Origin of the sequence: Nocardia shimofusensis NBRC 100134 (assembly GCF_001613125.1) — a bacterium.
Lineage (GTDB): Bacteria > Actinomycetota > Actinomycetes > Mycobacteriales > Mycobacteriaceae > Nocardia > Nocardia shimofusensis.
In genome coordinates, this window is sequence record NZ_BDBT01000014.1 from 1 (window position 1) to 25961 (window position 25961).

The 25961-nt window shown below is 67.9% G+C and carries 24 protein-coding genes; 10 read left to right on the plus strand and 14 right to left on the minus strand.

What is annotated here, in order from left to right; translation table 11 throughout:
- Positions 1-77 precede the first annotated feature (77 nt).
- Positions 78-1493: an NAD(P)/FAD-dependent oxidoreductase gene (locus NS3_RS16735; RefSeq protein ID WP_067860690.1), complete on the minus strand. Its 1416-nt coding sequence runs from the start codon at positions 1491-1493 to the stop codon at positions 78-80.
- 161 nt (positions 1494-1654) lie between these two features.
- Here NS3_RS16735 and NS3_RS16740 point away from each other — a divergent pair, with 161 nt between their 5' ends.
- A complete protein-coding gene (locus NS3_RS16740; protein WP_067860692.1) occupies positions 1655-2299 on the plus strand; it encodes a TetR/AcrR family transcriptional regulator in 645 nt (214 codons plus the stop codon).
- A 43-nt stretch (positions 2300-2342) separates the two neighbouring features.
- Here NS3_RS16740 and NS3_RS16745 read toward each other — a convergent pair whose 3' ends face one another.
- Positions 2343-2906, minus strand: coding sequence for a TetR/AcrR family transcriptional regulator (locus NS3_RS16745; RefSeq protein WP_067860694.1), 564 nt, complete (start codon positions 2904-2906; stop codon positions 2343-2345).
- 125 nt (positions 2907-3031) lie between these two features.
- Between NS3_RS16745 and NS3_RS16750 the strand changes: the two genes are divergently transcribed.
- Together NS3_RS16750 and NS3_RS16755 are read left to right on the plus strand one after the other, a co-directional pair.
- A complete protein-coding gene (locus tag NS3_RS16750) occupies positions 3032-3517 on the plus strand; it encodes a DUF4334 domain-containing protein (RefSeq protein WP_067860696.1) in 486 nt (161 codons plus the stop codon).
- The gene (locus NS3_RS16755) at positions 3517-4611 is read left to right on the plus strand and encodes an NAD(P)-dependent alcohol dehydrogenase (RefSeq protein WP_067860698.1); all 1095 of its coding nucleotides are present in this window, start codon (positions 3517-3519) and stop codon (positions 4609-4611) included. Before NS3_RS16750 ends, NS3_RS16755 begins: the two co-directional genes overlap by 1 nt.
- 51 nt (positions 4612-4662) lie before the next feature.
- On the opposite strand, the gene NS3_RS16760 is transcribed toward NS3_RS16755, so the two are convergent.
- Together NS3_RS16760 and NS3_RS16765 are read right to left on the minus strand one after the other, a co-directional pair.
- Positions 4663-4926, minus strand: coding sequence for a hypothetical protein (locus NS3_RS16760; protein ID WP_157101384.1), 264 nt, complete (start codon positions 4924-4926; stop codon positions 4663-4665).
- A gap of 251 nt (positions 4927-5177) precedes the next feature.
- The gene (locus NS3_RS16765; RefSeq protein ID WP_067860702.1) at positions 5178-5975 is read right to left on the minus strand and encodes an SAM-dependent methyltransferase; all 798 of its coding nucleotides are present in this window, start codon (positions 5973-5975) and stop codon (positions 5178-5180) included.
- A gap of 371 nt (positions 5976-6346) precedes the next feature.
- On the opposite strand from NS3_RS16765, the gene NS3_RS16770 reads away from it, so the two are divergent.
- On the plus strand, positions 6347-6571 hold the full coding sequence (locus NS3_RS16770) for a DUF397 domain-containing protein (protein WP_067860704.1): 225 nt from the start codon (positions 6347-6349) through the stop codon (positions 6569-6571).
- A 146-nt stretch (positions 6572-6717) separates the two neighbouring features.
- Positions 6718-7617, plus strand: a complete 900-nt coding sequence (locus NS3_RS16775; protein ID WP_174550480.1) for a Sco1979 family transcriptional regulator — start codon at positions 6718-6720, stop codon at positions 7615-7617.
- Positions 7618-7832: 215 nt separating this feature from the next.
- Here NS3_RS16775 and NS3_RS16780 read toward each other — a convergent pair whose 3' ends face one another.
- The 3 genes from NS3_RS16780 to NS3_RS16790 all read right to left on the minus strand — a co-directional run bounded on the left by NS3_RS16780 (position 7833) and on the right by NS3_RS16790 (position 10002).
- The gene (locus NS3_RS16780) at positions 7833-8060 is read right to left on the minus strand and encodes a hypothetical protein (protein ID WP_067860708.1); all 228 of its coding nucleotides are present in this window, start codon (positions 8058-8060) and stop codon (positions 7833-7835) included.
- Positions 8061-8734: 674 nt separating this feature from the next.
- The gene (locus NS3_RS16785) at positions 8735-9394 is read right to left on the minus strand and encodes an SDR family oxidoreductase (RefSeq protein WP_067860710.1); all 660 of its coding nucleotides are present in this window, start codon (positions 9392-9394) and stop codon (positions 8735-8737) included.
- A 65-nt stretch (positions 9395-9459) separates the two neighbouring features.
- Complete coding sequence (locus tag NS3_RS16790; protein WP_067860712.1) at positions 9460-10002, minus strand: DUF2599 domain-containing protein; 543 nt, start codon at positions 10000-10002, stop codon at positions 9460-9462.
- 263 nt (positions 10003-10265) lie between these two features.
- Between NS3_RS16790 and NS3_RS16795 the strand changes: the two genes are divergently transcribed.
- Positions 10266-11129 carry a Sco1979 family transcriptional regulator gene (locus NS3_RS16795; RefSeq protein WP_507762084.1) on the plus strand — a complete coding sequence of 288 codons (864 nt, stop codon included), beginning with the start codon at positions 10266-10268 and terminating at the stop codon, positions 11127-11129.
- Positions 11130-11157: 28 nt separating this feature from the next.
- Here the strand turns inward: NS3_RS16795 and NS3_RS16800 are convergent, their stop codons facing one another.
- Together NS3_RS16800 and NS3_RS16805 are read right to left on the minus strand one after the other, a co-directional pair.
- Positions 11158-13260 carry an AMP-binding protein gene (locus NS3_RS16800; protein ID WP_067860716.1) on the minus strand — a complete coding sequence of 701 codons (2103 nt, stop codon included), beginning with the start codon at positions 13258-13260 and terminating at the stop codon, positions 11158-11160.
- A 296-nt stretch (positions 13261-13556) separates the two neighbouring features.
- A complete protein-coding gene (locus tag NS3_RS16805) occupies positions 13557-15107 on the minus strand; it encodes an acyl-CoA carboxylase subunit beta (protein ID WP_067860718.1) in 1551 nt (516 codons plus the stop codon).
- 250 nt (positions 15108-15357) lie between these two features.
- Here NS3_RS16805 and NS3_RS16810 point away from each other — a divergent pair, with 250 nt between their 5' ends.
- The gene (locus tag NS3_RS16810; protein ID WP_067860720.1) at positions 15358-15834 is read left to right on the plus strand and encodes an HAD-IIIC family phosphatase; all 477 of its coding nucleotides are present in this window, start codon (positions 15358-15360) and stop codon (positions 15832-15834) included.
- Between the two features lie 63 nt (positions 15835-15897).
- Here the strand turns inward: NS3_RS16810 and NS3_RS16815 are convergent, their stop codons facing one another.
- Positions 15898-17469, minus strand: a complete 1572-nt coding sequence (locus NS3_RS16815; protein WP_067860930.1) for a GMC family oxidoreductase — start codon at positions 17467-17469, stop codon at positions 15898-15900.
- Between the two features lie 118 nt (positions 17470-17587).
- Positions 17588-19321, minus strand: coding sequence for a GMC oxidoreductase (locus tag NS3_RS16820; protein WP_067860722.1), 1734 nt, complete (start codon positions 19319-19321; stop codon positions 17588-17590).
- Between the two features lie 96 nt (positions 19322-19417).
- Between NS3_RS16820 and NS3_RS16825 the strand changes: the two genes are divergently transcribed.
- Positions 19418-20101 carry a MerR family transcriptional regulator gene (locus NS3_RS16825; RefSeq protein ID WP_067860724.1) on the plus strand — a complete coding sequence of 228 codons (684 nt, stop codon included), beginning with the start codon at positions 19418-19420 and terminating at the stop codon, positions 20099-20101.
- A gap of 273 nt (positions 20102-20374) precedes the next feature.
- Positions 20375-21364 (plus strand): AurF N-oxygenase family protein, encoded by a 990-nt coding sequence (locus NS3_RS16830; RefSeq protein WP_067860726.1) that lies wholly within the window; start codon positions 20375-20377, stop codon positions 21362-21364.
- 15 nt (positions 21365-21379) lie between these two features.
- On the opposite strand, the gene NS3_RS16835 is transcribed toward NS3_RS16830, so the two are convergent.
- Positions 21380-22111 (minus strand): TetR/AcrR family transcriptional regulator, encoded by a 732-nt coding sequence (locus NS3_RS16835; RefSeq protein WP_084495648.1) that lies wholly within the window; start codon positions 22109-22111, stop codon positions 21380-21382.
- Positions 22112-22268: 157 nt separating this feature from the next.
- Between NS3_RS16835 and NS3_RS16840 the strand changes: the two genes are divergently transcribed.
- On the plus strand, positions 22269-23546 hold the full coding sequence (locus tag NS3_RS16840) for a PucR family transcriptional regulator (protein ID WP_084495650.1): 1278 nt from the start codon (positions 22269-22271) through the stop codon (positions 23544-23546).
- 15 nt (positions 23547-23561) lie between these two features.
- Here NS3_RS16840 and NS3_RS16845 read toward each other — a convergent pair whose 3' ends face one another.
- Together NS3_RS16845 and NS3_RS16850 are read right to left on the minus strand one after the other, a co-directional pair.
- Positions 23562-24881 (minus strand): family 1 glycosylhydrolase, encoded by a 1320-nt coding sequence (locus NS3_RS16845; protein WP_067860728.1) that lies wholly within the window; start codon positions 24879-24881, stop codon positions 23562-23564.
- A gap of 332 nt (positions 24882-25213) precedes the next feature.
- The gene (locus NS3_RS16850; RefSeq protein WP_067860730.1) at positions 25214-25936 is read right to left on the minus strand and encodes an endonuclease/exonuclease/phosphatase family protein; all 723 of its coding nucleotides are present in this window, start codon (positions 25934-25936) and stop codon (positions 25214-25216) included.
- Between the last annotated feature and the right edge of the window lie 25 nt (positions 25937-25961).

Below are 25961 nucleotides of genomic sequence, written 5' to 3' on the forward strand. Positions count from 1 at the left end.
TGGCGGCCAGGCCGATGCCCGCGGCCAGCGCGCCGCGCAGCACGTCGCGGCGGGTGGGTCCGCTAGCGGTTCGCTTGTCATCCATGTCGCTCTCCTGAACAGACGGCGGTCGGAGTCGTGGTCACAGCGGTGGCCGGGGAATGCGGCAGCTGCCGACCGGCCATGACGCCGCGGGCCTGCCACCAATCGGAGACCAGATCGCGCGCCTCACCGGCGACATCGGCGAGCACCGGGGTGACGGCGGGAAAAGAACGGCGCAGCGCGCGGACGGTGAGCTCGACGCTGCGGGCCGGTCCGAGGATGTCGGAGGGTCGCTTGGTGCGGGAGAAGATTGCGGTGACCTGCGAGGCGAGCCCGCGGTCGGTGGCGGCCTTGCGGTACAGCTCGATCTCGAGGGAATTCATCGCCGTGCCACGCGCGAGCCGATTGGTCCACTGGAAGATCTCCAGGCACTCGGCCACCCGCTTGTGCTCCCAATCTCGCAGTAGCGCATCGAGTTCGGCGCGATCGTCGAGGACCGGGGCCGCCATCTCGCCCAGCAGCCGCCCGTAGCGCAGTGCGTCGCGAATGCCCTGTGCGGTGACCGGGTCCTTGAAGTGGCCCGCGTCTCCGGCCAGCGCCCAACCGGGCCCCGCCGCGTGCCGGAAATACGACTCGATCCCCGTCGCCGAGCGCACCCGGCCGACCCGCTCACAGCCGGACAGCCGCTCGGTCAGTCCGGGAAGTCGTTGCAGCGCCTCGGTATAACGGCGTTCGGCGACACCGGGGCGCGACTTCTCGGCGGAAGCGGGCGGCTGCACCAGGCTGAGCACCAAGCCCTCCTCACACGGAAAGGCAGTGCCGAGATCCGCGCCCTCGCGCCATTGCGCGGCGACGTGCCGCCACGAGTCCGCGGCATCGCGCCAGTACGCGAAGAAGCAATCCCGCCCGCTCGGAACCGTCAGCCACGGTGTCTCGGCGCCGGTCAGCCGGGCGACCGTGCTGCGCCTGCCGTCCGCGCCGACCACCAGCGCGGCGCGCAGATCGTGCGTGCCCGCGGCATCGGTGTAACGGACACCGACGCAACGCCGCCCCTCCCAGAGCAGTTCCGCTACCCGCGACCCCTCGCGCACCTGCGCGCCGGCCGCCCGCGCGGTGTCGACGAGCGCGGCGTCGAGACCGGTGCGCCGCACGCACAGTGCGTAGTCGATGCCGTCGGCCGGAGTGAAATCCGAGTGGACGCCCACTCCGGATCCCGCCGCGAAGGCGGACCGCAGTTCCGGTGCGCCGATCTCTCGCACTCGCGCCAACGCGCCCACCCGGCCCAACTCGGCGACCGTCGCCGGCCACAGCAGGTGGGTGGACAACGTGTCCGAGGGAAATTTCGCGGCGTCGAGGACCACCACGGAGCGCCCGGCGCGCGCGAAGGCGACCGCGGCCGCGGACCCGGCGCAGCGCGCGCCCACCACGATGACCTCGGTTTCTTCGCTCTGCGCGGCGGGCGAGCCGTCCATCGGAACCCCTCGGTCACCTAGTCTCGGACACACTGTCCGATTATGGTGAGGTCGGTCCGGCCGATTGTCAACAACCGCACATGTGCGGGCAGAATGGGCGACATGCAGTCATTCGGCCGATCGGGGCGGCGCCGGGGCGCCGGCAATGCGACGGGCGCCCGATGGCGTCACTGACCCGGGTCCGGAAGACCGCGCGTAAATCGGACGACGATCGGCGCGCGGAATTCGAGCAGCGCGTCCTGGCCGCTGTGGAGGAACTGCTCGCCGACGGGACGCCGTTCACCGAGATCGCGGTGCAGCGGATCGCCGCGGCGTCCGGGTCGGCGCGCTCGACGTTCTACCGCTACTTCCCGGACAAGAGCAGGCTGCTCGTCCGCATGGCCGAGCTGGCGACCGCGGATCTGTTCCGCGCCGCCGAATACTGGTGGCAGGACGAACACGCCGACGAACAGGCCGGAGTCGTCGCCGCGATCGGCACCATGATCGCCGGCTTCCGTGAGCACCGTTTCCTGTTGCTGGCCTTGGCCGAGGTCGCCTCCTACGACCGCGACGTCGGCCACTACTGGCGCAGCCGGGTGGCGGCCTTCGTCGAGATCGTGCGCGCCCGGCTGGAATCCGAACGCGAGGCGGGCCGTGTCGATCCGGGCATCGATCCGGCCGCGACCGCGGTGGTGCTGACATCGATGGTGGAACGTTCTATCGCCACGGCCTTCGCGAGGGATTCCGGTCCCGACGACGAAGCCATGGCCAGGGCGCTCGGTCGCGCGATCTGGCTGATCGTCTACGGTGACGCGCCGGACCGCTGAGGAGATCGCGCGAAAACGGTTGTCTCGCAGCGTAGCTCGCTCATCAGCCGCGCGGCTCCACCAAGCGCCGCGCCGCCAGCACGATGGCCTCGCGCTGAGCCGCCCGGCTCGCCTCGTCGGTGGCCTGCACGGCATGGGTGGCCGACGTGCGGGCCATGTCGGTGAGAATGCGCAGCAGTGTGATCGGATGGAATTCCGTGGTCACCGTGCCCGCGGCCTGGCCGCGTCTGACCTCGGCGAGCTTCGGCGCGACCTCGGCACGCAGTATCTCGACGACGGCTTCGTGCGCGGCCGGCTCGAGATCGGCCCAGGCCTGTAGCCGGGCGTTGTCCGGGTTGGCCATGAAGTGGTCGAACAGCCGCCCGACATAGCCGGGCAGATCATCGGCCGACAGCGCTGTCTCCGCGGTGGTCTGCGCCGCCCACCGCTGGGTCACCGCCGCGTACAACTCGTCCTTGCCGGGGAAGTAGGCGTACAGGCGGTCCTTGCTGGCCCGCGCTGCCATCGCGATGCGGTTGATACGCGCGCCCGCCACGCCGAACTCGGCGAACTCCGCCTTCGCCGCGGCGAGAATCCGGTCCCGGGTGGCCTCTCCTGCTGCACGCATGGCGCTGATCCTAGCTTGCCGAACCATTTGGTTCGGATATATCGTCGGGTTCGGATGCGCCGGGCAGCCGCCGCGATAGTCGACGGCGGCGGCAGCGGAGCCGATACTGTGCGGAGGTAGGGACTGTGACGACCGATCGGATCGACTGGCGGGTGCTGCGCGAGGTGGGCGAGGGCGTCTCGCCCCGCGATCTGGACCAGCTCTGGTCCCAGCTGCCCACCGCGCGCGCCGAGGACATCCTCGGGCAATGGCGCGGCGCCGCCTTCCGGACCGGCCATCCGCTGTGCAATGCGCTGGCCGCCAGTCGCTGGCACGGCAAGCATTTCCTGGCGCTCGACGACGCCAAGCCGCTGATCTGCCGTGACGACGAAGGCGCGCTGTTCTCGAATATCGAGCTCGGCCAGGGCGAGGCGACGCTGTGGAACATCGAGTTCCGCGGCGAGGTCACCGCGACCATGGTCTACGACGGGCGCGCGGTATTCGACCACTTCAAGTGGCTCGACGAGAACACCCTCATGGGCATCATGAACGGCAGGCCCGAGCTGGTGCTCAGCCGCGGCGAGCACTTCTACTTCCTGCTCGAGCGCGACCTCGACCGGGGCACGGCCTGATGACCACCGTCACGACCGCCGCGCTCTCCCGTGATCCGGGGGAGCCGTTCAGCCTGGAGCAGGTGACCCTGGACGGGCCGCGGGCGAACGAAATCCTGGTGCGCATCGTGGCGTCCGGCATCTGCCACACCGATCTGGTCAGCCGCCCCGCCGGTTCGGCCCAGCGGCCGGTGCTGCTCGGTCACGAGGGGGCGGGCATCGTCGAGGAGGTCGGTGCGGAGGTCGTCTCGGTGCGTCCGGGTGACCACGTAGTGCTCACCTTCCGGCACTGCCGCGACTGCCGCAACTGTGCCGCGGGGCGTCCGGCCTACTGCCTGAAGGCGAACGCGCTGAACACCTTCGGCAGCCGTTCCGACCGAACGCCGCGGGTCACCGTGGACGGCGCGCGCGTGCTCGACGGCTTCTTCGGCCAGTCCAGTCTCGCGGGCTACGCGCTGTCCACCGAGGACAACACCGTCGTGGTCGACCCTTCGGTGGATCTCGCGCTCGCCGCGCCGTTGGGCTGCGGCTTCCAGACCGGTGCCGGTGCGGTGCTCAATGTCCTGAACCCGCAGGGGGATTCCTGGCTGGCGCTGTTCGGCGCGGGCGCGGTCGGGATGGCCGCGCTGCTGGCGGCCGACACCGTCGACGGGCTGCGCACGGTCGTGGTGGAGACCTCGCCGCGGCGTCGCGATCTCGCTGTCGAACTCGGTGCGGCCGAAGTGATCGATCCCGCCGAGGGCGACACGGTGGAGCGGATTCGCGCACTCACCGGAACCGGGGCGGCGCACGCCGTGGACACCACCGGCATTCCCGCGGTGCTCGGCGACGCGGTGCGCGCGCTCGCGGTCGGCGGAACGGTCGTCGCGCTGGGGCTCGGCTCGGGCACTCCGCCGGTGGATGTGCGCGATCTGGTGATGAACGGCAAGAGCATTCGCGGCTGCCTCGAGGGCGATTCCGTGCCGTCGGTGTTCATCCCGCGGCTGCTGGAGCTCTATCGCGCCGGCCGGCTTCCGTTGGAGCGACTGGTATCGGTCTATCCCAGCGCCGAGATCGATAGCGCGCTGAACGACCAGCGCGCGGGAAAGATCGTGAAGCCCGTGTTGCGCTGGTGACATCGCGGTCGGGCTCGGGCGGGGCGTCGGTGCGATACCGGCGCCCCGCTCTCATTCGTCGTCCAGGCCCGCCGATAGGTAGGCCGCCGCTGCCAGCCATTGCCTGCAGCGTGGTCCGTGCACCTCGTGCACCTGGAGGATGTCGCGGGCGCGACGATAGGTCAGCCCGTTCGGCTCGGTCGTGCAGTCGGCAGCGGCGATCTCGGTGAACATCCTGGCGCGCAGGGTGTCCGCGCGGGCCGGCAGCATGTCGGTTCCCGTACCGGTCGCGGCACCGATGCCGGCCGGGTACGGGGTTCGCAATGGTTGGCTCATCGGACCGCCCTCGCCTGTCGCGATGGGGAGGCGATTCTCACGCATCGGTGTCGTGACGGACGGACACCGAAATCGAAGTCGCGCCTACGGGTTCGGCGCACCTCCCCGGTTGATGTTTGCCGGAAGTTTATGCATCTGTCGCTTACAGATGCAAGTACATCCGAAAGGATTCCGGGCGGTCTGGAAATGACGAGGCCGCCGTCCGTTCGGACGGCGGCCTGCGTTGTGCCGCAAGAAATTCCGGTGACGCGTCAGGGCTTGCGCGCGACGCCGCCGTACGCCGAGATCGGCCTGACCTCGCCCACCTGGGTGGCGTCGGGACGCCACTCGGTGATGGAGCTGAATCCGGGCTCGACGAACTCCAGGTCGTCGAAGACGGCGCGGATCTCGTCCTGGGTGCGCGCGGTGTACGGGACGCCGCCGGTCTCGGCGTAGTTCTTGCACAGCGCGACGTAGTTGGGGTTGTCGATCGTGCCGTCCCACATGACGAGGTAGCTGCCGGAGGGCACCGCGGCGAGCACGGTGTCCACGATGCGGCGCAGTTCGTCGTAGGTCTTGGCATGGCCGAGCACGCCCATGAACATCACGGCGACCGGCTCGTTGAAGTTGAGCACGTTGCGGGCGTCGGCCACGATCTGATCGGCGTCGTGGAAGTCGCAGTCCACGTAGGTGGTCACGCCTTCGGGGGTGGTGCTGGTCAGCAGCGCGCGTGCGTGGGTCAGCACCAGCGGATCGTTGTCGACGTAGACGACCTTGGTCTCGGGGGCGATGCCCTGGGCGACCTCGTGGGTGTTCTGCATGGTCGGCAGGCCGGTGCCGATGTCGAGGAACTGACGGATGCCGACCTCGCCGGCCAGATAACTCACGGCGCGGATGAGGAACTGTCGCGACTGGACCGCCATGGTGGTGATGTCGGGGTCGACCTCGATGCCCGCGTCGCCTGCGACCCGGTCGATTTCGTAGTAGTCCTTCCCGCCCATCCAGTAATTCCAGATGCGCGCGGAATGCGGGATATCGGTCCGGATCAAGGGTGCGTTGGTTTCGGGCATTGTGTACGACTCCTCGGACGAGCTCGGACGAGCGATGTACTTCGTGGTGGACGCACCATCCCGCTGCGGCGCGCCGGATAATCGGCGCGGGCGTGTCGCGAATATCGGTACATCCGATGTTGCTCTGTGACAGTACAAGATTCGTGCGCCCCGAGCGGTGCGGATGCGATAGCTGAGCACGCCCGTACCGGACAGTCTTCAACCGGTGTAACAAAGCCGACCGGTAGGTCCGAAAAAGATTGTCGCACAACGCCACACGCGGCGAACTCCGTGCTATCGTTCGCGCGGCGGTGCAGATGCAAGAACGTTTGAGTTTGCATCTGCACAACCGACTCGTACGAATCTCTCGCACTGCGCACAGAGGAGTGGATATGTCGGAGAACAAGGCGCACCGTGTCACCGGTGCTTGGCGCAAGAGCTCGTTCAGTGGCCCCAGCGGCGGCAACTGCGTCGAACTGGCCGAGGCGACCGATGGTCGTGTGGCCCTGCGTAACTCGCGTGACCCCGAAGGTCCGGTCGTCTTCTACACCCGCCCGGAGATCGACGCGTTCGTTCGCGGCGCGAAGGCGGGAGAATTCGACGATTTGACTAACTGAAAGGTAACATTGGGATCAATGCGGTGAGTCCTGCGACGCCGAGCGGATGCCAGGGGGTTCGCCATGGCTGTAACGCTCAGCTGTTCTTGGCGCGACGACGTATGTGACACACTGGTGGGCAAACTCGAGTATCGGAGACGAGCTCAATGATCGCAGATCCCAATGCGCAACCTCACGACGGCGGCCGTGCGCCTCGACCGGCTGCGGAACGTGGTCCGACCGTGTTGCGGATCGCGCTCGGCGGTCAGCTGCGAAAGCTACGGGAGAGCTGCAATATCACCCGCGAGGCAGCGGGTGACGCGATCCGCGGCTCGCATGCCAAGATCAGTCGTCTCGAGTTGGGGCGAACGGGTTTCAAGGAACGTGACATCCGGGATCTCCTCACTCTCTACGGTGTCACGGATCCCGCCGAGCGCGAGGCCTTCCTCGATCTCGCGCGGCGGGCGAACGAGCCGGGGTGGTGGCATCGCTACAGCGATCTGCTTCCACAGTGGTTCGGCACGTACCTGGGGCTGGAACAGGCGGCCAGCAAGATTCGCACCTACGAGGCGCACTTGGTGCCCGGCCTGTTGCAGACACCGGATTACGCAAGGGCGGTGCTCGCACTGGGAAGCGACAACGCGGACACCGACCGACGGGTAGCCGTCCGTCGGCGCAGGCAGGACATTCTGCGCCGTACCGATCCACCGATCGTGTGGGCCGTCATCGACGAGGCCGCGCTGCATCGGCCGGTCGGCGGCTCGCGGGTGCATCTCGAGCAGATCGAGCATCTGATCGAGTACTCCGATCTGCCCAATGTGACCGTGCAGGTCCTGCCGTATTCGGCGGGTGAGCACGCCGCCGCGGGGAGTTCGTTCAGCATCCTGCGTTTCGCGGAGGCGGAACTGCCCGACGTGGTGTACCTGGAGCACTTGACCAGTGCGCTGTACCTGGAACGCAGCCAGGATCTGGCGCTGTACCGCTCGGTGATGGATCGCCTGAGTGTGCAGGCGATGGCTCCGGATAAATCGCGCGAGTGGCTGAAGGATTTCGCCACCCGCTTGTGATCCGCTGACAACAGACAACTGTGGCCTGTCCGGAACGATCCCGGGCAGGCCACAGTTGTTTTCGTCGCTGATCCGGGCCGAACCAGGGCCCGAGCCGAGAGATCACCACTCGGCAGGCACCGGACAGCAATCCTTCGGCTGCGCCGTCGTACGGCGGCTCGATCCACCGGCCCGAACGCGCCGACGCTCGCGTGGCGTGGTGCGGGCCGGTGATGTCAAGGCTTGATGCAGGTGGATGCGATCCGCCAGAAGGTTTCCGGCTGCAGAGAGTTCAGATCCCAGTCCTCGGCCAGCTCGTGCGCGGTGCTGACGATCCGATCGATGTCGAAGTCGTTGCGCGTCGCCGCGCCGGTGGACTCCACAGCGTCGATGACGAAGGCGACCGCTGTCTCTCGCGTGTACCTGGATGGCGCGTGCCCGGTGCGGGCCGGCGGTGTGCTCATTGTCCTACCGTTCGGTGGCTGAACGGCCGGTGTGGGTTCGACGAGACCGACGTGGCCGTCAATGAGTGAATGATTCATCTGAGCGCCCCTGACTTTCGGCGGCGGCTAATCTCTGGCGACATAGCCATCGATTCGCCGTAACAGCCGCCCCTGGTTGTCCCCTGATCAGCTATGCGATTCCGAGTCTAGGACCGTGCCTCTTGCAAATGCAAGTACATCTGCAAGGTCCATTTGTATTCACACGGTGGGATTTTCGCGTATTCGCAGTAGGTTCCGATCGTGTCGACCGGGAGGTCTCGCTATGGATGACTGCCGCCGATTATCCCCGAGTGAATACCGAACGCTGCCCGTCGTGCGGCGATGTTGTCGCCGCTCGTGGCCTGCCGGATCGGGTGTAGACGGGCCCGGCCGGGCATGGGTGGAGCTATCGGTGAGAGCCGGCATGGTCCTGGCCGGTGCTCACCGTGTGTTCGGAGAACGAGTCGTGCGGTGTGACCGGATGGTTCCGTGCTGTCTCGTCCGCCTTGCCCTCTTGGTCTACCGCTTCTGTCAATGGAAGGGGAGCAGGCACGCGCAATCGTGATGAAAACGAATCCGCTCGCGCGGTGGCGCATTAAATCCGACCGGTTGTTAGGTTCTGATCCCGTTGTCACGCAGATCAGTTGGGCAATTTTTCAGCTAACGATTCCGGCGACGGCATCCGCGATGGGGGTCGCGCCTTCGACCAGCTCCAGAGTGGTGTGCACGGTATTCGCGGCGGGCAGTAGCGCGGCGATCACCGCGGCCACGTCCGCGCGGGCGATACTGTCGCGACCCACCCGTTCGGTGCTGAGGGTGACCGACCCGGCCGGTGCGGAATCGACCAGCCGCCCCGGTCGCAGAATCGTCCAGTCCAGGTCCCTTGACCGCAGATCGTCCTCGGCCTGGGTCTTGGCCTCCAGATAGGCCTTCCAGACCTCGTCGCGGCCCGGTGCGGGCGGTTCGCCGGTGCCCATGGCCGAGATCTGCACGAAGCGCCGCACGCCCGCCCGTTGCGCTGCGTCGGCGAGCAGGATCGAGCCGTCCCTGTCGACGGTGTACTTGCGCGCCGTGCCGCTGCCCGGGCCCGCGCCCGCCGCGAACACCGCCGCGTCCGAGCCCGCGATGGCCTCGGCCAGCTCGTCGACGCTCGCCTGCTCGAGGTCGAGGATCACCGGGATCGCCCCGGTGGTCGCGACGTCGTCGGCGTGCTCGGGATTGCGGATCAGCGCGCGTACGCGATGACCCTGCCGGCTCAACTGCTCGGCCAGGCGCAGGGCGATCTTGCCGTGTCCCCCCGCGATCGCCACATCCATGGTCGATTCCTTCCTGTCGCGCTCGTGGTAAGGCGGGATCTCGCGGCGCGAGCCGTCCGGGTGTGTCAACGCTCGGGACCGCCGGGATTGCAGGACGCCGCTACGGTTCCTTCATACCCGACGGCGGGGCGCCAGGGCTCGAGGTTCCAGCTGGGCTTGTCCGGCTGGACCAGTCGGGCCCAGTGCCAATGGCAGACGAACTGGTCGTACATGCCCGGCGACTCGGCGGCCGGGGAGTGGGCGCGGATCTCCGCCCAGGCGCGTTCCTCGGCCCGGGGGAAGGTGGTGTCACGGCCTGCGCGGGTGGGGAAGACCAGCAGCCTGGCCCCGTCCTGGCTCTCGGTCCACTCCACGCGCTCGATCAACGGTTGTCCGGCGTAGGGGTCGACCGTCGGTGGCGCGAGGGTCGATGTGGAGCGGGCCGGCGCCGTAGCGGTGGCAGGCGGGGGGACGGTCGTGGGGGCGGAAGTGTGGGATGCCGGAGCCGGGGAAGTCGTCGGGGAGGAGGCATCCGAACCGCATGCGGCGAGTCCGGGTGCGGCGCACAGGACGAGGGTGGCGATCCATGTCCGTAGCCGCTCGATACGGACCCGCTGCCGTGGTGTCATCGCGTGTCCCTCCTCGCGCCGAACCGGACGGCGGCCGTGTCCGCCGCACCCGGACCAGGGTAGCCAACGCGGAAATCGGCTGAGGGAAACGGTGTTCCCGTGTGGGGAATATGACGGAAGACACTCCGGTTTAGTTGTGGAGTCATACCTCTCGCGCATGGCAGACTCTATGGATGCGTTCCACGGAAGGTCGGCTGTTCGACGTGTCTCGTCATGAATCTTCTTCCTCGGCAAGGCAATCCGCGCACGAAGGTGGTCCCACCGTGCTTCGAATGATCCTCGGCGGCAAGCTGCGGCGACTGCGTGAGGGGCGTGGCATCACGCGGGAGGAAGCCGGTGAGGCGATCCGCGGCTCGCATTCGAAGATCAGCCGACTCGAATTGGGACGCACCGGATTCCGGGAACGTGATCTGGTCGATCTGCTGGCGCTGTACGGGGTGTCCGACGAGGCCGAGCGCGACGAGTTTCTGGAGCTGGCCCGCCGTGCGAACGCCTCGGGCTGGTGGCACCGCGATTCGGACTGGCTACCCAAGTGGTTCGACACCTATCTGGGATTGGAACAGGGCGCGCGGCTGATCCGCTGCTACGAGCCCAGGGCCGTGCCCGAACTGCTCCAGACCGCCGACTACGCCCGCGCCCTGCTGACGCTGGCCCACCCGGACAAGCCCGCGGACGCCGTCGAACGCCGGGTCGCGCTGCGCATGCGCAGGCAGCACATCCTGGAACGCGCCGACCCGCCGCAGGTCTGGCTGATCGTCGAGGAGGCGGCGCTGCGCAGGCCGATCGGCGGATCCACGGTCTGGCGGCAGCAGTTGGACCGATTGATCGAGGCGGTCTCACAACCCAACATCACTCTGCAGGTGCTCGCCGATCACGTGGGCGGACCGGCGTTGACCGACGGCGGCTTCACCATGCTGCGCTTCACCGAATCCGACCTGCCCGACATCGTGTACCTGCAGCAGCTGACCGGCGCGCTGTACCTGGACAAGGAATCCGATCTGGCGGCATATCGCGCGGTGGCCAATATGCTCTCGGTGCATGCCTCGCCGCCGCAGTACACCAGGGGTCTGCTCGATGCGCTGCGGCACCGCAGGCCCGAGACCGTGGACGAGCCCCGCGCGCGGTGATCACCGTATGCGGCCCGAGCAGGCCCGGTCAGGAATTGGGCGCGATGGTGCCGATGATGGGGTGCTGTGCGGGCTCGCCGCCGGGTCCGGCGAGCAGCCGCTTGAGGATCTTGCCGGTGTCCCCGCGCGGCAGTGCGCTGAGGAAGGTGACATCGCGCGGCACCGAGAAGCGGCTCAGCCGATTGCGGATGTAGGTGCGCACCATGTCCGAATCCAGCCCGGCGCCTTCCCTTTTCACCACGAACGCGGCCAGCCGCTGACCGTACTCGCGGTCGGGGACGCCGACCACCGCGACCTCGCGGACCTGCGGCAGGAACGACAGCGCTTCCTCGACCGGACGTGGGAAGACGTTCTCGCCGCCGGAGATGATCATCTCGTCGTCGCGGCCGGCGATGTACAGCCGGCCGGAGGCGTCGAGATAGCCGAGATCGCCGGTGTCGAGCATGCCGTCGGTCTCGTCGGGCGGCGCGGCGTTGACGTAACCGTCGAAGAGCATGTGATTGCCGACGAACACGTGCCCGGTGGCGCCCACCGGGACCGGCTTGTGGTCGGGACCGAGCACCGCGATCCTGGTCCCCAGCGGTGGGCGGCCCGCGGTGGCGGGCGAGGCGAGCAGATCGGCCGGGCAGGCGACGGTGGCCCAGGAGACCTCGGTCGAACCGTAGACGTTGTAGAGGATCTCGCCGTAGGCGTCCATGAAGTCCAGCACGGTGCCCGCCGCGAGCGGCGCGCCACAACTGGCGACCACACGCAGGCTGGAGGTGTCGTATCGGGACCGCACGTGCTTGGGCAGTTCCAGGATGCGGTGCACCATGATCGGCACCACGATCAGGGTGTGCACCCGGTGCTCGGCGACCAGGCGCAGGCATTCCTCGGCGTCGAACTGAGCGGTCAGCACCACCCGCGCGCGCAGCGCGGTGCTCAACTGCAGCGCCGCCAGCCCCCAGGTGTGGAACAGGGGCGCGGGGATGAGCATGGTCTCGCCCATCTCGAGCGGAATGCGCGACAGCAGTGCCGCGACGGTGCCGAAACCCTTGGGCTGAGGTCTGCGCGCACCCTTGGGCGTGCCGGAGGTGCCAGAGGTCAGCACGATGAACTTGCCGGGATTGGCGGGCCTGCGGAAGCGGGTGTGCCCCATGCCCGCCAGGTCGTCGAGGGTGAGTCTGCCGGGGAACGCGGTGGTCGCGCCGGTGCTGTAGCGGGGCAGGTCGGAGTGCAGATACCGGACCAGTGGATCGAATTCGTCATCGACGAACAGTGCCGAGAGCTTGTCGCGCTGCACGACGTCCTCGATCTGGCGGGCGGGCAGGCCGGTGTTGATCAGCGCGACGTCGATGCCGAGTTTGCCCGCCGCGACCATGGTCTCGACCATGCCGCGATGGTTGCGCGACAGCAGGCCGACCGAGTCGCCCGCGCGCATGCCCAGTTCCGCCAGCGCGGCCGCGATCGCGGTGGTGCGGCGATGCATCTCGCCGAACGTCAGCTCGCCGTGCGCGTCGATCAGCGCGGTGCGCTCGGGTTCGGCGATCGCGCCCGCCGCGTACCCGCCCGCGAGATTGAAACCCCACGCCGTGAGGGTGCGTAACTGCTTGAGGCCGACGTCGGGACGCGTGGTGGGCACCATCCCGGCACCGATCACGTGACGCAGTACCTCCGCGCGTCTGCGCAGCGGTGAGTTCTCTCCGTTGACGAGCACCGAGGTGGGCGCGCCGCGCACCAGGTCCGACAGCCGGCGCAGCCCGCGCTCGGTCCACGCGACGATCACCGCGTTGGTGGCCTGCTCGACGGCCGGATGCATCCGACCGGGCGCGAAGAGGGTGACCACCACCCGGGTGTGCCGCTCGTCGCCCAGCAGACGCACCGAGGCGAAGCTGCCCTGCGCCGGGCAGACCAGTTCCAGGCTCTCGTACCACCGCCGGATGCGCAGCTGCACGATGTGCACCCGAATCCCGCTGTGCGCGGTGCCCACCCGGATCCGGAGCATGGCGTGTCCGCCCACCGGCTCCATCGGATCGCAGGCACCGATATTGGAGAAGACGCGCTGATAGGTCTGTGGTTCGCGGAGCAGATCCCAGACCGACTGGCGGGGGATGGGAAGTTCCGCGGTCACATCGAAGACATCGGTAACCACTGGCGTGCAATTCTCGTCGGCCGGTTCGAACGGCTCGGGTCGGCGGGAAATCTATTTGTAACCGGCCGTCCGATCCCGGTCAAGCATTTTCGGTTATTCCCGCGCACACCTTGTCCGCCGACCCATTCGCATCCCGGAATGGGCTGTGCGAGAGCACAACGCGGCTGGTCAGCGGGATGAGCGCCGGTCGGTCGGGTATGGCGCCGACCGGCCAGTCGGCCGCCGCGGGCGACTTTCCGGGAAATTTGTGACGAGTCATAGTCTCCCGGGAAATCACCCGCGCCGCGGCATTTCTCCTACACAGGGAACAGGCTGTGCTTGCGCGGGTTGGCGCGCGGGCGCGGGTTCTTGTCGCGCAACATCCGCAGCGCCTTGCGGATCTCGAGCCGGGTCTGCGACGGCTCGATCACCCCGTCGATGTAGCCGCGCTCGGCGGCGATCCACGGGGTGGCCATCGTCGCGTTGTAGAAGTCGATCATCTGCTGACGCACCACCGGGCGCTGCTCTTCGGGCGTCTCGGCCAGACGCTTGCGGCCGATGATCCCGACCATGCTCTCCGCGCCCATGACCGCGATGCGCGCGGTCGGCCAGGCGAAGCTGATGTCGGCGCCGAGCGGCTTGCAGCCCATGACCGCGTATCCGCCGCCGTAGGCCTTGCGGGTCACGATGGTCACGATCGGTACCGTCGCTTCGATCACCGCGCGGAAGAAGCGGCCGCCACGCTTGATGACGCCGTTGCGCTCCTCCTCGATGCCGGGCAGCACACCCGGAGTGTCCACCACGAACACCAGCGGCAGGCCGAAGGCGTCGCAGAGCCGGATGAAGTGGGTGGCCTTGTCCGAGCACTGGGCGTCCAGCGCGCCGCCGAGTACCTGCGGCTGATTGGCGATCACGCCGATGCTGCGGCCGTCCACCCGCGCGAAGGCGGTGATGAGGTTGGGGGCGGTGCCCGCGGCGACCTCGTGCAGCTGACCGTCGTCGAAGATGCGCAGCAGGACCTCGTGCATGTCGTAGCCGACCTTGTCCGAGTCCGGGATGATCGAATCGAGCTCGCGATCGTGATCGGTCAGCTCCGGCTCGAGGCCGGGATTGACCACCGGCGGCTGCTCGAGGCAGCTCGACGGCAGGTAGCCGAGGTAATCGCGGACCCAGTCGAAGGCCGCCTGCTCGCTGGGGGCCACATGGTGCACGGTGCCGTTCTGGGCCTGCACCGCCGCGCCGCCCAGTTCCTCGGCGCTGACCGTCTCACCGGTGACGGCCTTGATCACCTCGGGGCCGGTCACGAACATGTAGGACTTCTCGGTCGCGACCAGCACGTCCATGTTCACCGGCCCGTAGACCGACCCGGCCGCGCACTTGCCGAGCATGATCGCGACCTGCGGCACGAAGCCCGACAGATCCTCCTGCCTGCGGCACATCATGGCGTACCAGGCCAGTGAGGTCACCGCGTCCTGGATGCGGGCGCCGCCGGAGTCGTTGATCGCGATGACCGGGCAGGCGTTCTGGTAGGCGAAGTCCATGGCCGCGGCTACCTTCCGGCCGAACATCTCGCCGACCGAGCCGCCGTGCACGGTCTGATCGTGGGCGATCACCACCACGGGCCTGCCGTTGATCTCGCCGCGCCCGGTGACCACGCCGTCGCCGTACATGGCGTTGCCGCCGCCGGGCTGGCGCACCAGCTTGCCGATCTCGACGAAGGTGCCCTTGTCCAAGAGCAGGCGCACACGTTCGCGAGCGCTGGGTATCTCCTTGGCCTTGCGCTTCGCGATGCCGGCCTCGCCGGCAGGTTCCTCGGCGAGCTCCAGGATCCCCAGCAGCTGATCCAGCTTGTCTCGCGTACCGCTCATATGTTGTCTTGTCCTTCGAATCGGCCGTGGCGCCCGATCCGTCGAGGAAGTCGAACGGAGGCGCGGCGCTCGACTCTATCGGTGATGAGACGCTTCGCACACCCCGGGATGGATTGTCATGGGCGGCGTCACAACGAGCGCGGGCGTGACGTGAGGACTTCGGGGCTCCGGTCCGCCCATCGGGACCGGTATCATCAGCGGCACCCGCCACGGCAGGTGCTGCAGTGTTCACGACGGATGGGGGCAGGCGATGCGACCGGCTCTGAGGTGCCTGGTCTGGGAACTGGACAACACGCTGTGGGACGGCGTGGTCAGCGACGGGACGAATACCGCGCCCCGGCCCGCGGCCCTGCGCACCCTGCGGACGCTGAGCGAACGCGGGATCTGGCACGCGGCGGCCAGCCGCAGTGACCGCGACATGACACGCGAACAGCTCTACCGGCACGGCATCTACGAGATGTTCTCCGCGCTGGAGATCGGCTGGGGCCGCAAATCGGCGTCCATCGTGCGCATCGCCCGCACACTGGGCCTGAGCCTGGACACCGTCGGCTTCATCGACGACGAACCGGTGGAGCGCGCCGAGGTGCTGCGCGCGCTGCCCCAGGTGCGCTGCTACGCCGCCCGCAATGTCGACGTGCTCGCCGCGCTGCCCGACTTCCGTCCGGTGGGTCGCTCGGGCCCGCACCCGACGCCGCCGCTGGGCTTCGACCGCATCCCGGCCATCTAGCCGCACGGCGAGGCCGGGACAGGGTTCGTGCTCCGGCCCGCGGTGTACTCCGGTTGCTACGTCCTAGCTCGCGGATCGCAGGAGGCGAGCCGCCTGCTCCCCGATGAAGACGCTCGGCGCGTGGGTGTGCCCGCGCACCAGCAGCGGCATCACCGAGGCGTCGGCCACGCGCAGGTTCTGCACGCCACGCACCCGCAGGTCCGGATCGACCACGCTGACCGCGTCGGTGCCCATCCGGCAGGTTCCGATCGGGTGGTAGAGGGTGTGGGCGTAGTCGGTGAGCGTGTGCTCGAGGATCGCCTCGAGGTCGGCCGGTGCGTTCGGCGGGTAGATCAGGTCGCCGAGGATCGCTTTCATCGCGGGCGTGTCGGCGATCCTCGCGCAGGTGCGCAGACCGGACAGGATGGCCGCGCGGTCGACACCGCCGCTGTCGGACAGGTATCGCGGGTCGATGATCGGCTTGGCCAGCGGGTCGGACGACGCCAGGCCGATCCGGCCCCGGCTGTGCGGACGCAGCAGCACAGTGGCCAGGATGTTGCCGTGTTCGGCGGGCTCGATCAGGCCCTCGTTGTAGAACGGGGCGGGGGCGTAGACCAGCTCCAGATCGGGCTGTTCGAGCTCGGGCCTGCTCTTCACGAACCCGTAGGCCTCGCCGACATTGGAAGTGAGCATGCCGCGATGGCGCAACAGGTAGTTCACCAGCTCCAGCGGCTTCTCGGCGGCGAAGAGTGAATCCTCGCAGGAGTAGCCGATGCCGGCCACCAGGTGGTCCTGCAAATTCGCGCCCACCTCGGGGGCATGGTGGACGACCGGGATGCCCTGGCGCGCCAGTTCGTCCGAATCGCCGATACCGGACAGCATCAGCAGTTGCGGACTGTTGATCGCACCACCGCACAACACGACTTCGCGTCGGGCACGCAGCACGAAAGTCTCCGGACCACGGCGGTATTCGACGCCGATGGCCCTGGTGCCCTCGAACAGGACCTTGGTGACCTGCGATTCGCTGAGCACGGTCAGATTGCGGCGGCGCATCGCCGGCTTGAGATACCCGTCCGCGGTGCTCCAGCGTCTGCCGTTGTGCTGGGTGACCATGGTCTGGCTGAAACCGTTGGGCTGAGGGCGATTCGGCGGCTCGACGGAGAACCCCGCCTCCTGGACGGCGGTCAGGAAGGCCGCGGTCGACGAGCGTGGGCTGCGCTGGCGCTGGATGTGCAGCGGCCCGCCGGTGCCCTCGTCGGGAAACCGGGCATCCTGCACGTTCTCGATGCGTCGGAACTGCTCGACGGCGGCGGCGAAACCCCACTGCTCGCCGGCCAGCAGCGCCCACTCGTCGTAGTCGGCGCGGAACCCGCGCACCCACATCATCGCGTTCATCGATGAGGAGCCGCCGAACATCCGTCCGCGTGGCCAGTAGATCTGTCGATTGCCGAGGTGGGGCTGGGGCTCGGTCAGATAATCCCAGTCCAGATCGGTGCGGAACAGTTTCGCGAACCCGGCCGGGATGTGGACGAACTTGTTCTTGTCCGCGGGCCCGGCCTCGAGGGCGACCACCTCCACGCCGGGGTCCTCGCTGAGCCGATCGGCGAGGACCGCGCCCGCGGATCCGGTTCCGACGACGATGTAGTCGGCGGTCATCTTGTCTGTGGCCACTCTCCCACTCCGATCTTCTGCATCGAGGCAAAGATACGAGGATGCGGGTTACCCCGGTGGGGTTTCGCCGCAGCCTGTCTTCCGGTCGAGCCGCGGTGCGTCCTCAGGCGGGCCTGGAGGCATCCTGTTCGGCGTGGTTCACCGGGAAGATCGGCAGAACCAATGCGGCGGGCGCGCTTTCGGGCACCACAGGCCGAGCCGGCGGGACCGGTGCGATGCGACGGTACGGCTCGTCCTGCGGCGGGCGCTGGTCCAGCTCGCCCTTGTTCGGCCAGTAGGCGGCGGCGCGTTCGGCCTGGGCGGTGATGGTCAGCGAGGGATTCACGCCCAGGTTGGCCGAGACCGCCGAACCGTCGACGATGCTCATCGTCGGGTAGCCGTAGACGCGGTGGTAGGCGTCGATGACACCGTGCTCGGCGTCGGCGCCGATGGCCGCGCCGCCCAGGAAGTGCGCTGTGAGCGGGATGTTGAAGATCTCGCCCCAGCTGCCGCCCGCGATGCCGCCGATCTCCTCGGCGACTTTGCGGGTCACCTGGTTGCCGACCGGGATCCAGGTCGGATTCGGCTCTCCGTGCCCCTGCTTGGAGGTCAGCCGGCGTCCGAACAGACCACGCTTGGTGTAGGTGGTGATGGAGTTGTCGAGGTTCTGCATCACCAGCGAGATGATGGTGCGCTCGCTCCAGTTCTTGGTGCTCAGGAAGCTGAGGGTGTCCATCGGCTTGCGCAGCACCAGCAGCACGAACTTCAGCCAGCGCGGCAGCTTGCCGCCGCCGTCGACCATCAGGGTCTGCAGCAGGGCCATGAAGTTGGAGCCCTTGCCGTAGCGCACCGGTTCGATGTGGGTGTCGGGGGTGGGGTGGATCGAGGAGGTGATCGCGACGCCCTGGGTGAAGTCCTGACCGGGCTTCAGCTTCTTGGTCGCCGCGCCCACGATCGCCTCGGAATTGGTGCGGGTGAGCACACCGAGACGGTTCGAGAGCTTGGGTAGCACCCCCTTGTCGCGCATCTTGAACAGCAGTTGCTGGGTGCCGCGGGTGCCCGCGGCCATGACCACGTGGCGCGCGGTGTAGCTCTTCGGCTGCGTGCCGATGATCTTGCCGGTGCGCTTGGTCTCGACGGTCCAGGTGCCGTCCGGCTGTGGGAGCACCGCGGTGGCCGTCGTCATCGGCAGGACCTGCGCGCCCGCCTGCTCGGCGAGGTAGAGGTAGTTCTTGACCAGGGTGTTCTTGGCGCCGTACTTGCAGCCGACCATGCAGTCGCCGCATTCGATGCAGCCGGTGCGCTCGGGGCCGGCGCCGCCGAAGTAGGGGTCGGGCGCGTTCTTGCCCGGCTCGCCGAAGAACACGCCGACCGGGGTCTGCACGAAGGTGTCGCCGCAGCCCATGTCGTCGGCGACCTTCTTGAAGATCACGTCGGCCTGGGTCATGTGCGGGTTCTGGACCACGCCGAGCATCTTCTTCGCCTGCTCGTAGTACGGGGTGAGCTCCTCGCGCCAATCGGTGATGTCGCGCCACTGCGCGTCGCGGAAGAACGGCTCCGGCGGCACGTAGAGGGTGTTGGCGTAGTTGAGCGAGCCGCCGCCGACGCCCGCGCCGCCGAGGATCAGGACGTCGCGCAGCAGGTGGATGCGCTGGATGCCGAAGCAGCCGAGTGCGGGCGCCCAGAGGAACTTGCGGATGTCCCAGCTGGTCTCGGGCAGTTCGTCGTCGGCGTAACGCGCGCCCGCCTCGAGGACGCCGACCGTGTAGCCCTTCTCCACCAAGCGCAGCGCGGTGACGCTGCCACCGAATCCGGACCCGATGATGAGCACGTCGAAGTCGGTCTCTCGCTGGGACATGGGCTCTCCTCGGTCGGTCGACAGTGACGCGCGTTACGCTAACGCCGACAGCTGTGACTGTCAACGAAAGCTCGTCGCAGCCTCTATGCTGACCACGTGTCCCGCTACAACCGCTCGCAGCTCGCCGACCTCAGCGGTGTTCCGGCGCGGACGATCCGCTACTACCACTCCCTCGGCGTGCTCCCCAGACCCGCTCGCGCGGGCAAGGAAGTCGTCTACGGCGACGAGCATCTGACCCGGTTGCGCGAGATCGCCGAGATGCAGACGCGTGGTCTGCGGCTGGGGGCGATCCGCGAGGTGTTCGACGCCCAGAGTCAGCAGGGCGCCCCGGCCGACTGGCGCGCGGTGCTCGATCCCCGCTATCCGGGCGCGAGCGAGCAGTCGGTGGTGCTCGACGACGAGCAGCTCACCGGGCTGCTCGGTGATCGCCGCGCCGAGATTCTCGACGAACTCGTCGCCGCCCAGTACATCGTCCCTTGTGAGGCGGGCTGGCGCATTCCCGATCAGCCCATGCTCAAGGGCGCTCTCGTTCTCTACGACCTCGGCACCGACATCTCCCTGAGCGGCGCGCTGCGCAAACTCATCCGGGCTCGGCTCGCCGACCTCGCCGACGAGATCGTCGCGACCTTTCGTGACGCCCTGCCCACCGGTTACGGGGGAGAGGGGATCGGCGTCGACCACCACCGGTTCCGTGAACGCTTCCGCGCCGCGGCCCGGGAAGTCGCGGGCGCGACCCTGGCCGACGAGATCGACCGCGCAGTCCGCGAATCCGAAGCCTGATCCGAACCTCCGTCCGCCGCGACCGGTCGAGCCCCGATTTGTGGCCGCCGCCCGGTCGCGCATCAGGTCGTGACCGGGCGTTTTCGAGAGATTGCGGGACAGAGTCAGGCCTCCTGAGTGTCGATACGGCCGCGGCTCTGCGCTCGCAGAGGCGCGGCCCGATCGGTCGAGGCTATTGTGTGGGACCGTCGGTCCCATATATCCTGAAGCGCACCACGCGCCCAGCGTGCGCACAGCCGGTGTCGCATCGCCGGCGGGAACGAGGAGGCATCGATGACGCTGTCCGAATCGGCGAGCACAGGATTGTTCGACCAGGCATACCGGGAAGCGCTGGCGACGCTCTCGGACGGGTCGGTGCATCGCAAATTCGACCCTTATCTCGATATCGATTGGGATGCACCGGAATTCGTGATCGACCCGGACGATCCGAGGTGGGTTCTCTCGCCGGAGCACGATCCGCTCGGCGCGACCAGGTGGTATCGCGAACTCCCGATCCACCGGCAGATCGAGATAGGGCGGTGGCGCACCGCCAACGCGATCAAGGTCGGCGCGGCCTTCGAGAGCGTGCTGATCCGCGGCGTGATGCAGTACATCATGAAGCTGCCGAACGGCTCGCCGGAGTTCCGCTACTGCTTGCACGAGATGACCGAAGAGTGCAACCACATCCAGATGTTCCAGGAGCTGGTCAACCGCATCGGCGTGGATGTGCCGGGCATGCGGCCGATCTTCCGCGCGCTCTCGCCTTTCATCGGCGTCGCGGGTGGATTCGCCCCGGCCATCCTGTTCATCGGGATCCTCGGCGGTGAGGAACCGATCGACCACTACCAGAAGGCTCTGCTGCGCGACGGCGCGAACATTCCGCCCGCGGTCCGGCGCACGATGCAGATCCACATCGCCGAGGAAGCGCGCCACATCAGCTTCGCCAACAAGTTCCTCGAGGCGCACCTGGCGCACATGTCCCCGGCGGGCCGGGCGGCGGCCGCGGTCGCTTTCCCGGTGGTGATGCGCTGGCTGGCCGGCGAGATCATGGTGCCGCCGCGGTCGTTCGCGAAGGAGTTCGGCATCCCGCGCGAAGTGTTCGCCGAGGCGTTCTGGCGGGCGCCGCACTCCCGGCGGATCCTGTCCGGCTACTTCGGGGATGTGCGCAGACTGGCCGCCGACCTCGGACTGATGACGCCGGTCAGCGCGAAGCTGTGGGCACTGCTGCACGTCGACGGTGAGCCGTCGCGGCACCGAGGGGAGCCCGTCCGGCGGATCGCGTGACCGGCTCGGCGAGGCTCAGTGGGGCGCGCGGACGGTGGAGAGGCGGGTGAGCACGGCGAGCAGCGGCTCGTTCGGATCGAGGTCGAGGCCCTGTGCGCGACCGACCCCGTCGAGCACGCTCCACGCGTAACCCGCGAGCTCGCCGATCAGTCGCTCCCTGCTCAGCGTGCGTTCCCGGCTGCGCACCCAGCGAGTCACGGTCGCCTCGGTCATCGACACGATCGCGAAGGTCATCGTGTCGACCACCGGCTCGTCCACGACGCCGACCACCCCGGCCAGCTCCGATACCAGCGCGCGGGTGTCGGCCGCGATCCGGTCCTTCAGGCTGCTGATGCCGTCCACGTCCTCGGGAGCGCCGTCGACCGGCCCGCGACGAAGGAACTCGTAGAGTCCGGCGTGCTGGTCGATCCAGTCCACCACCACGGCGATGGTGCGATGCAGGATCTCGTTGATGGAGCCGGTCGAGACGTCCAGCGCCGCGGCCAGGGCGTCGGCGAACTGGTCGGCGATGGCGGTCCTGGTCCGCCGGTCCAGCTCGTCGCGTCCGGAGAACTGCCGGTAGACCACCGATTTCGCGAGCCCGGCCCGTTCGGTGATCCGCTGCATCGGCACCTCGGCGCCGGGTGGGGTCTCTTCGATCAATTCGACGAGCGCGGCGACGATCCGCTCACGCCTGCCCTCGTTGTGCGGCTGCCAGCGCGCCCGTCTGCCCCCGGGAGGTGGGTCCGGTGGCAGGAGGGTCGGCACGCACCGAGTCTAGAACAGAGCTGACACGACCTGGACTCGATCACAAGGGGGAGTGGGGGAGTTCGTCGGGTATCACAAACACTGTCGGTACCCGGCCGATGCGCGCGCGAGGGCCGTTAGGTTGAATCGCTGCGATACTCGGGCGGAAGGAATCTCCATGACCCCACCACCCACTGCCGATCCGGATCTGATCGTCTCCGGCAGGCCCGCGTCCACACATCTGAGGGATGTTCGCACGATTTCGCGCCGGATGGTCGGTCACTTCGTCGAGAATGTCGCGCCTTGCGGGACTCTGCCCGGCGAAGCGCTCAGCGGTGACGTGACAGCGGTGACCAGGGTTTGCCTGCAACTGGCGATGCGGATGCTCGACGGCGACGAAATCGGCGAGGACATCGAGAGCGTGGCCGGCGCCGCGGCGGGCTGGGCGCGCGAGGGCATCCCGATCGACACCATCCAGCACGCGATCCACGAGGGCTTCAAGCTCAGCTTCGAGGTGATCCAATCGCAGGCCAGCGCACAGGATTACCAGAGCCTGGTGAACGTGGCGCGCCGGTTCATGGAAATCCTGGACACCATCACCGCGGCCGTCTCCGCGGCCTATGTGCGCGAACTGCGCGCGGTGGTCAGCGAGCACCACACGGCCGCGCACACCCTCACTTCGGCGTTGCTCGCGGGCAACAGCACCTCGACGATGGTGCGCGAGTGCGGCATTCCGCTGTCGGAGGAATATCACGTGCTGGCGTTGGCGATTCCGCCGCACCGTGACGAACACAATCCGGCGCTGGACGCGGGGGTCGTGGCCAGGCGCAAGTTGCGCAGGTTGCAGGCCGAACTCGCGACCAGGTGCGGCGAGACCGCGCTGTCGTTGCTGAGCGTGGACGGCGGCACCGTTCTGATTCCGGTCCCCACCTGCGCGGACGAGGACCTCGACGAACTCGTCGCCGGATTGTCGGCGGCGGCGCAGGTGCCGGTGCGCGCGACTGTCGTCTCGGCTGCGCCCGCCGGGATTCCGCAAGCCGCCGATCAGGCGCACGAACTACTGGACATGGTGCATCGGATGCACTGCGAATCCGGTCTGTACCGGTTCACCGACCTGGCGCTGGAGTACCAGCTCACCCGCCCCGGCCCGGCGCTGGAATTCCTCGGCTCACTGCTCGATCCGCTCGAGGACTACCCGGAGTTGCTGGAGACACTGCGCGTGCACATCGCGACCAATCTCAACCGGCAACGCACCGCGCGGCTGCTGCATGTGCACACCAACACCGTCGACTACCGGCTCAGACGGATCGGTCAGCTCATCGCCTTCGACCCGACCAAGCCGGCCGGCCTCTGGTACCTGCGGTCGGCGCTGGTCGCCCGCACACATCACGTCGACGAACGCCCCGCGGCGCACGACTTCCCCGAATCCACCGTGCGCCTCGGCAAGCGCGCCTGACCCGCGCCGGTCACCTCATCGAGGGACGCCGACCGGTTCCAGACAGCTGGCGACACCGTCGACCAGCGAGCACAGACGCGGGTCGCGGGTGGGCCGGTAGTCCGCGGGCACGCCGCCGGCCCGGGTGATCTCGCGGTAGGCCGCCACGGCATCGGTCGGCTTGCGGGTGAGCGTCGGGTCGGTGTGCACATCGACCGTGTAGAGGCCGAATCGCGCGCGGTAGGAACCCCATTCGAAGTTGTCGGTGAGGGTCCAGTAGTTGTAACCCATCACATTCATGCCGTCGGCTTCGGCGCGTTGCAGCCAGTAGACGGTGTCGCGCAGATGATCGGCGCGGCTGTAGCCGTCGGCGCGCGGCTGCCCGTTGTCGGTCGGCATCCCGTTCTCCACGATGTAGAGCGGCTTGCCGGGGAAGGCGCGGGCGTAGTGACGCAGGGCGTAGTAGATGCCCTCCGCGTGCAGCGGGTTCTTCCAGAGTTCGGCGATGCTCCACTCGCCGGCCAGCGCGTCGGGTGAGACGCCGTAGTAGTAGTCGATCCCGATGTAGTCGAGCTTGGCGCCGATCTTGTCCAGCAGCGGCTTGTTGAGCAGATCTTCGACGGCGGGGATGTAGGGGACATTGCTCGTGACCATCGCGCCGGGCTGCACGGCGTGGATGTGGTCGTAGATCGCGTTGTGCGCCTGCGCGATCCGGTCGTGCATGGTGGGCGCGTCGCCTGCCGCGAGACCGCCGTAGGTCACCTCTCTGACCTGGTAGACCATCGGCTCGTTGAACGTCACCCACAGCGGGTCGGCCTGCGCGTAGCGGTCGACCACCCGGCGCGCGTTGGCCACCCAGGCCTCGACCATCCCCGGATCGCCCCAGCCGCCGCGATCGGCCTGCCAGCCCGGATACACCCAGTGGTCCAGCGTGATCATCGGCCGCATGCCCGCGGCCCGGATCGCCGCGATCACATCGTCGTAGAACCGGAACCCCTGCTCGTCCCACGCGCCCGGCGCGGGCTGTACCCGAGCCCATTCGACGCCGATGCGATACACCTTCACCCCGAGCCCGGCCGCGAGCGCGATGTCGGAGCGATACCTGCCGTGGAAATCGACGGAGTTCAGATAGGGATCCTCGGTCCTGCCCTGGGCGACGTAACGCGACCAGTTGCTGTCGGGCGCGTCGCCCTCGGATTGGAACCCGGAAGACGCGACGCCCCAGAGGAAGTCCGCACTCATGGGTGCGACCGCGTCCGGGGCGGGGAGGCTGTTCGCGGCCCCCGGATTCCCGGCGACGAGAAGGGCCAACGCGGTGGTGAGGCCGACGAGAGTCAGCCGGCGTCGAGAATGCATCGTGCTCCTGTTCCGGCGTGGGGGAGTGCGGCGAATGGCCTCGGGCTCCGGTGCCGGTGGGGTAGTGGGTTCACTGTAGGGGAGTATTCCGCTCGGGAGAGTGCGGCGAGAACCGGTTCCGGAATTCCATTGACGGCCAATCGATTTCGGCTCAACCGGAACGCCTGATGCTCGAAGAAAGGATCTACCGAATCTACATCTCGATACGTAGATATGCGCATCTAAACATGTTTTTTCCCCATCACCAATAACGCCCGACCACCGACAACACTCACCAAAAAAGCAGCAAGGACGGCAGGCGGTGCGGATATCGACGACGGCACCGAGATTGTCTACAGGGTCGCGTCGACAGTCACCGTGGCGTGGACATAGTTGTGGTCGGAGCGATCGCCGCTGTCGTCGACATCGGCGTCGACGACGGTGAGTCCGCGAACGACGATATGGTCGATATCGCGGGAGCGGCTGGGCATCGGCCGCGGGCGCGTCGGCAGTGCGGAGTCGGAGAATTCGGCGATGGTGAACTCGGGAAGGTGGCCGGCGACCGCTTCTCGGGACGTGTTGAAGTCGCCGAGGATCACCATGGGCGATCCGCTGTGGGTGCGGGCGAAGCGGGCCAGGCGGTCGAGCTGGCCGCGATTGCGTCTTGCGCCGCTGAGATGTGTTGCCACGACGATCAGTTCGCCGAGTTTCACAGCGAGAATGCCCTTGCCCGGATCGTCGCGGAACGCTCGGGCGGCGACCTCCCTGCCAGGCTGGTCCAGGATGAGTACCAAGTACTCGGCGGGCTCGGTGAGTTCGGCCGCAACCCGCCGCGGCGTGGGCGTGCGCGGATAGCGGAAGAACAGAACGGCGCGGTCGGGTAGCGCGATCCGCAGGCTGTTGAGCAGGTCGCCGCTGACCTCCTGCAACGCGATGATCTGTTCGGTTCTGCCTGCGATCCACTCGGTGATCGCGGTGATGCGCGCGGCTTCGTCGGGCCACTGCCGTGGCGCCTCCTCGCCCCAGTTGTCGGCGTGGATGCGGTGCAGGACATTCCAGGTGGCCACCGTGATCATCGTGAGTCGATGCTACCCATTCCTG

Excerpts from the sequence above, each read along its gene's own strand:
- NS3_RS16840 (WP_084495650.1), top strand. The coding sequence starts at position 22,269 with ATGACCCCACCACCCACTGCCGATCCGGATCTGATCGTCTCCGGCAGG.
- NS3_RS16850 (WP_067860730.1), bottom strand. The coding sequence starts at position 25,936 with ATGATCACGGTGGCCACCTGGAATGTCCTGCACCGCATCCACGCCGAC.
- NS3_RS16760 (WP_157101384.1), bottom strand. The coding sequence starts at position 4,926 with ATGAGCCAACCATTGCGAACCCCGTACCCGGCCGGCATCGGTGCCGCG.
- NS3_RS16830 (WP_067860726.1), top strand. The coding sequence starts at position 20,375 with ATGACGCTGTCCGAATCGGCGAGCACAGGATTGTTCGACCAGGCATAC.
- NS3_RS16740 (WP_067860692.1), top strand. The coding sequence starts at position 1,655 with ATGGCGTCACTGACCCGGGTCCGGAAGACCGCGCGTAAATCGGACGAC.
- NS3_RS16735 (WP_067860690.1), bottom strand. The coding sequence starts at position 1,493 with ATGGACGGCTCGCCCGCCGCGCAGAGCGAAGAAACCGAGGTCATCGTG.
- NS3_RS16785 (WP_067860710.1), bottom strand. The coding sequence starts at position 9,394 with ATGGATGTGGCGATCGCGGGGGGACACGGCAAGATCGCCCTGCGCCTG.
- NS3_RS16805 (WP_067860718.1), bottom strand. The coding sequence starts at position 15,107 with ATGAGCGGTACGCGAGACAAGCTGGATCAGCTGCTGGGGATCCTGGAG.
- NS3_RS16775 (WP_174550480.1), top strand. The coding sequence starts at position 6,718 with ATGATCGCAGATCCCAATGCGCAACCTCACGACGGCGGCCGTGCGCCT.
- NS3_RS16770 (WP_067860704.1), top strand. The coding sequence starts at position 6,347 with ATGTCGGAGAACAAGGCGCACCGTGTCACCGGTGCTTGGCGCAAGAGC.
- NS3_RS16765 (WP_067860702.1), bottom strand. The coding sequence starts at position 5,975 with ATGCCCGAAACCAACGCACCCTTGATCCGGACCGATATCCCGCATTCC.
- NS3_RS16845 (WP_067860728.1), bottom strand. The coding sequence starts at position 24,881 with ATGCATTCTCGACGCCGGCTGACTCTCGTCGGCCTCACCACCGCGTTG.
- NS3_RS16780 (WP_067860708.1), bottom strand. The coding sequence starts at position 8,060 with ATGAGCACACCGCCGGCCCGCACCGGGCACGCGCCATCCAGGTACACG.
- NS3_RS16810 (WP_067860720.1), top strand. The coding sequence starts at position 15,358 with ATGCGACCGGCTCTGAGGTGCCTGGTCTGGGAACTGGACAACACGCTG.
- NS3_RS16745 (WP_067860694.1), bottom strand. The coding sequence starts at position 2,906 with ATGCGTGCAGCAGGAGAGGCCACCCGGGACCGGATTCTCGCCGCGGCG.
- NS3_RS16755 (WP_067860698.1), top strand. The coding sequence starts at position 3,517 with ATGACCACCGTCACGACCGCCGCGCTCTCCCGTGATCCGGGGGAGCCG.
- NS3_RS16790 (WP_067860712.1), bottom strand. The coding sequence starts at position 10,002 with ATGACACCACGGCAGCGGGTCCGTATCGAGCGGCTACGGACATGGATC.
- NS3_RS16820 (WP_067860722.1), bottom strand. The coding sequence starts at position 19,321 with ATGTCCCAGCGAGAGACCGACTTCGACGTGCTCATCATCGGGTCCGGA.
- NS3_RS16815 (WP_067860930.1), bottom strand. The coding sequence starts at position 17,469 with ATGACCGCCGACTACATCGTCGTCGGAACCGGATCCGCGGGCGCGGTC.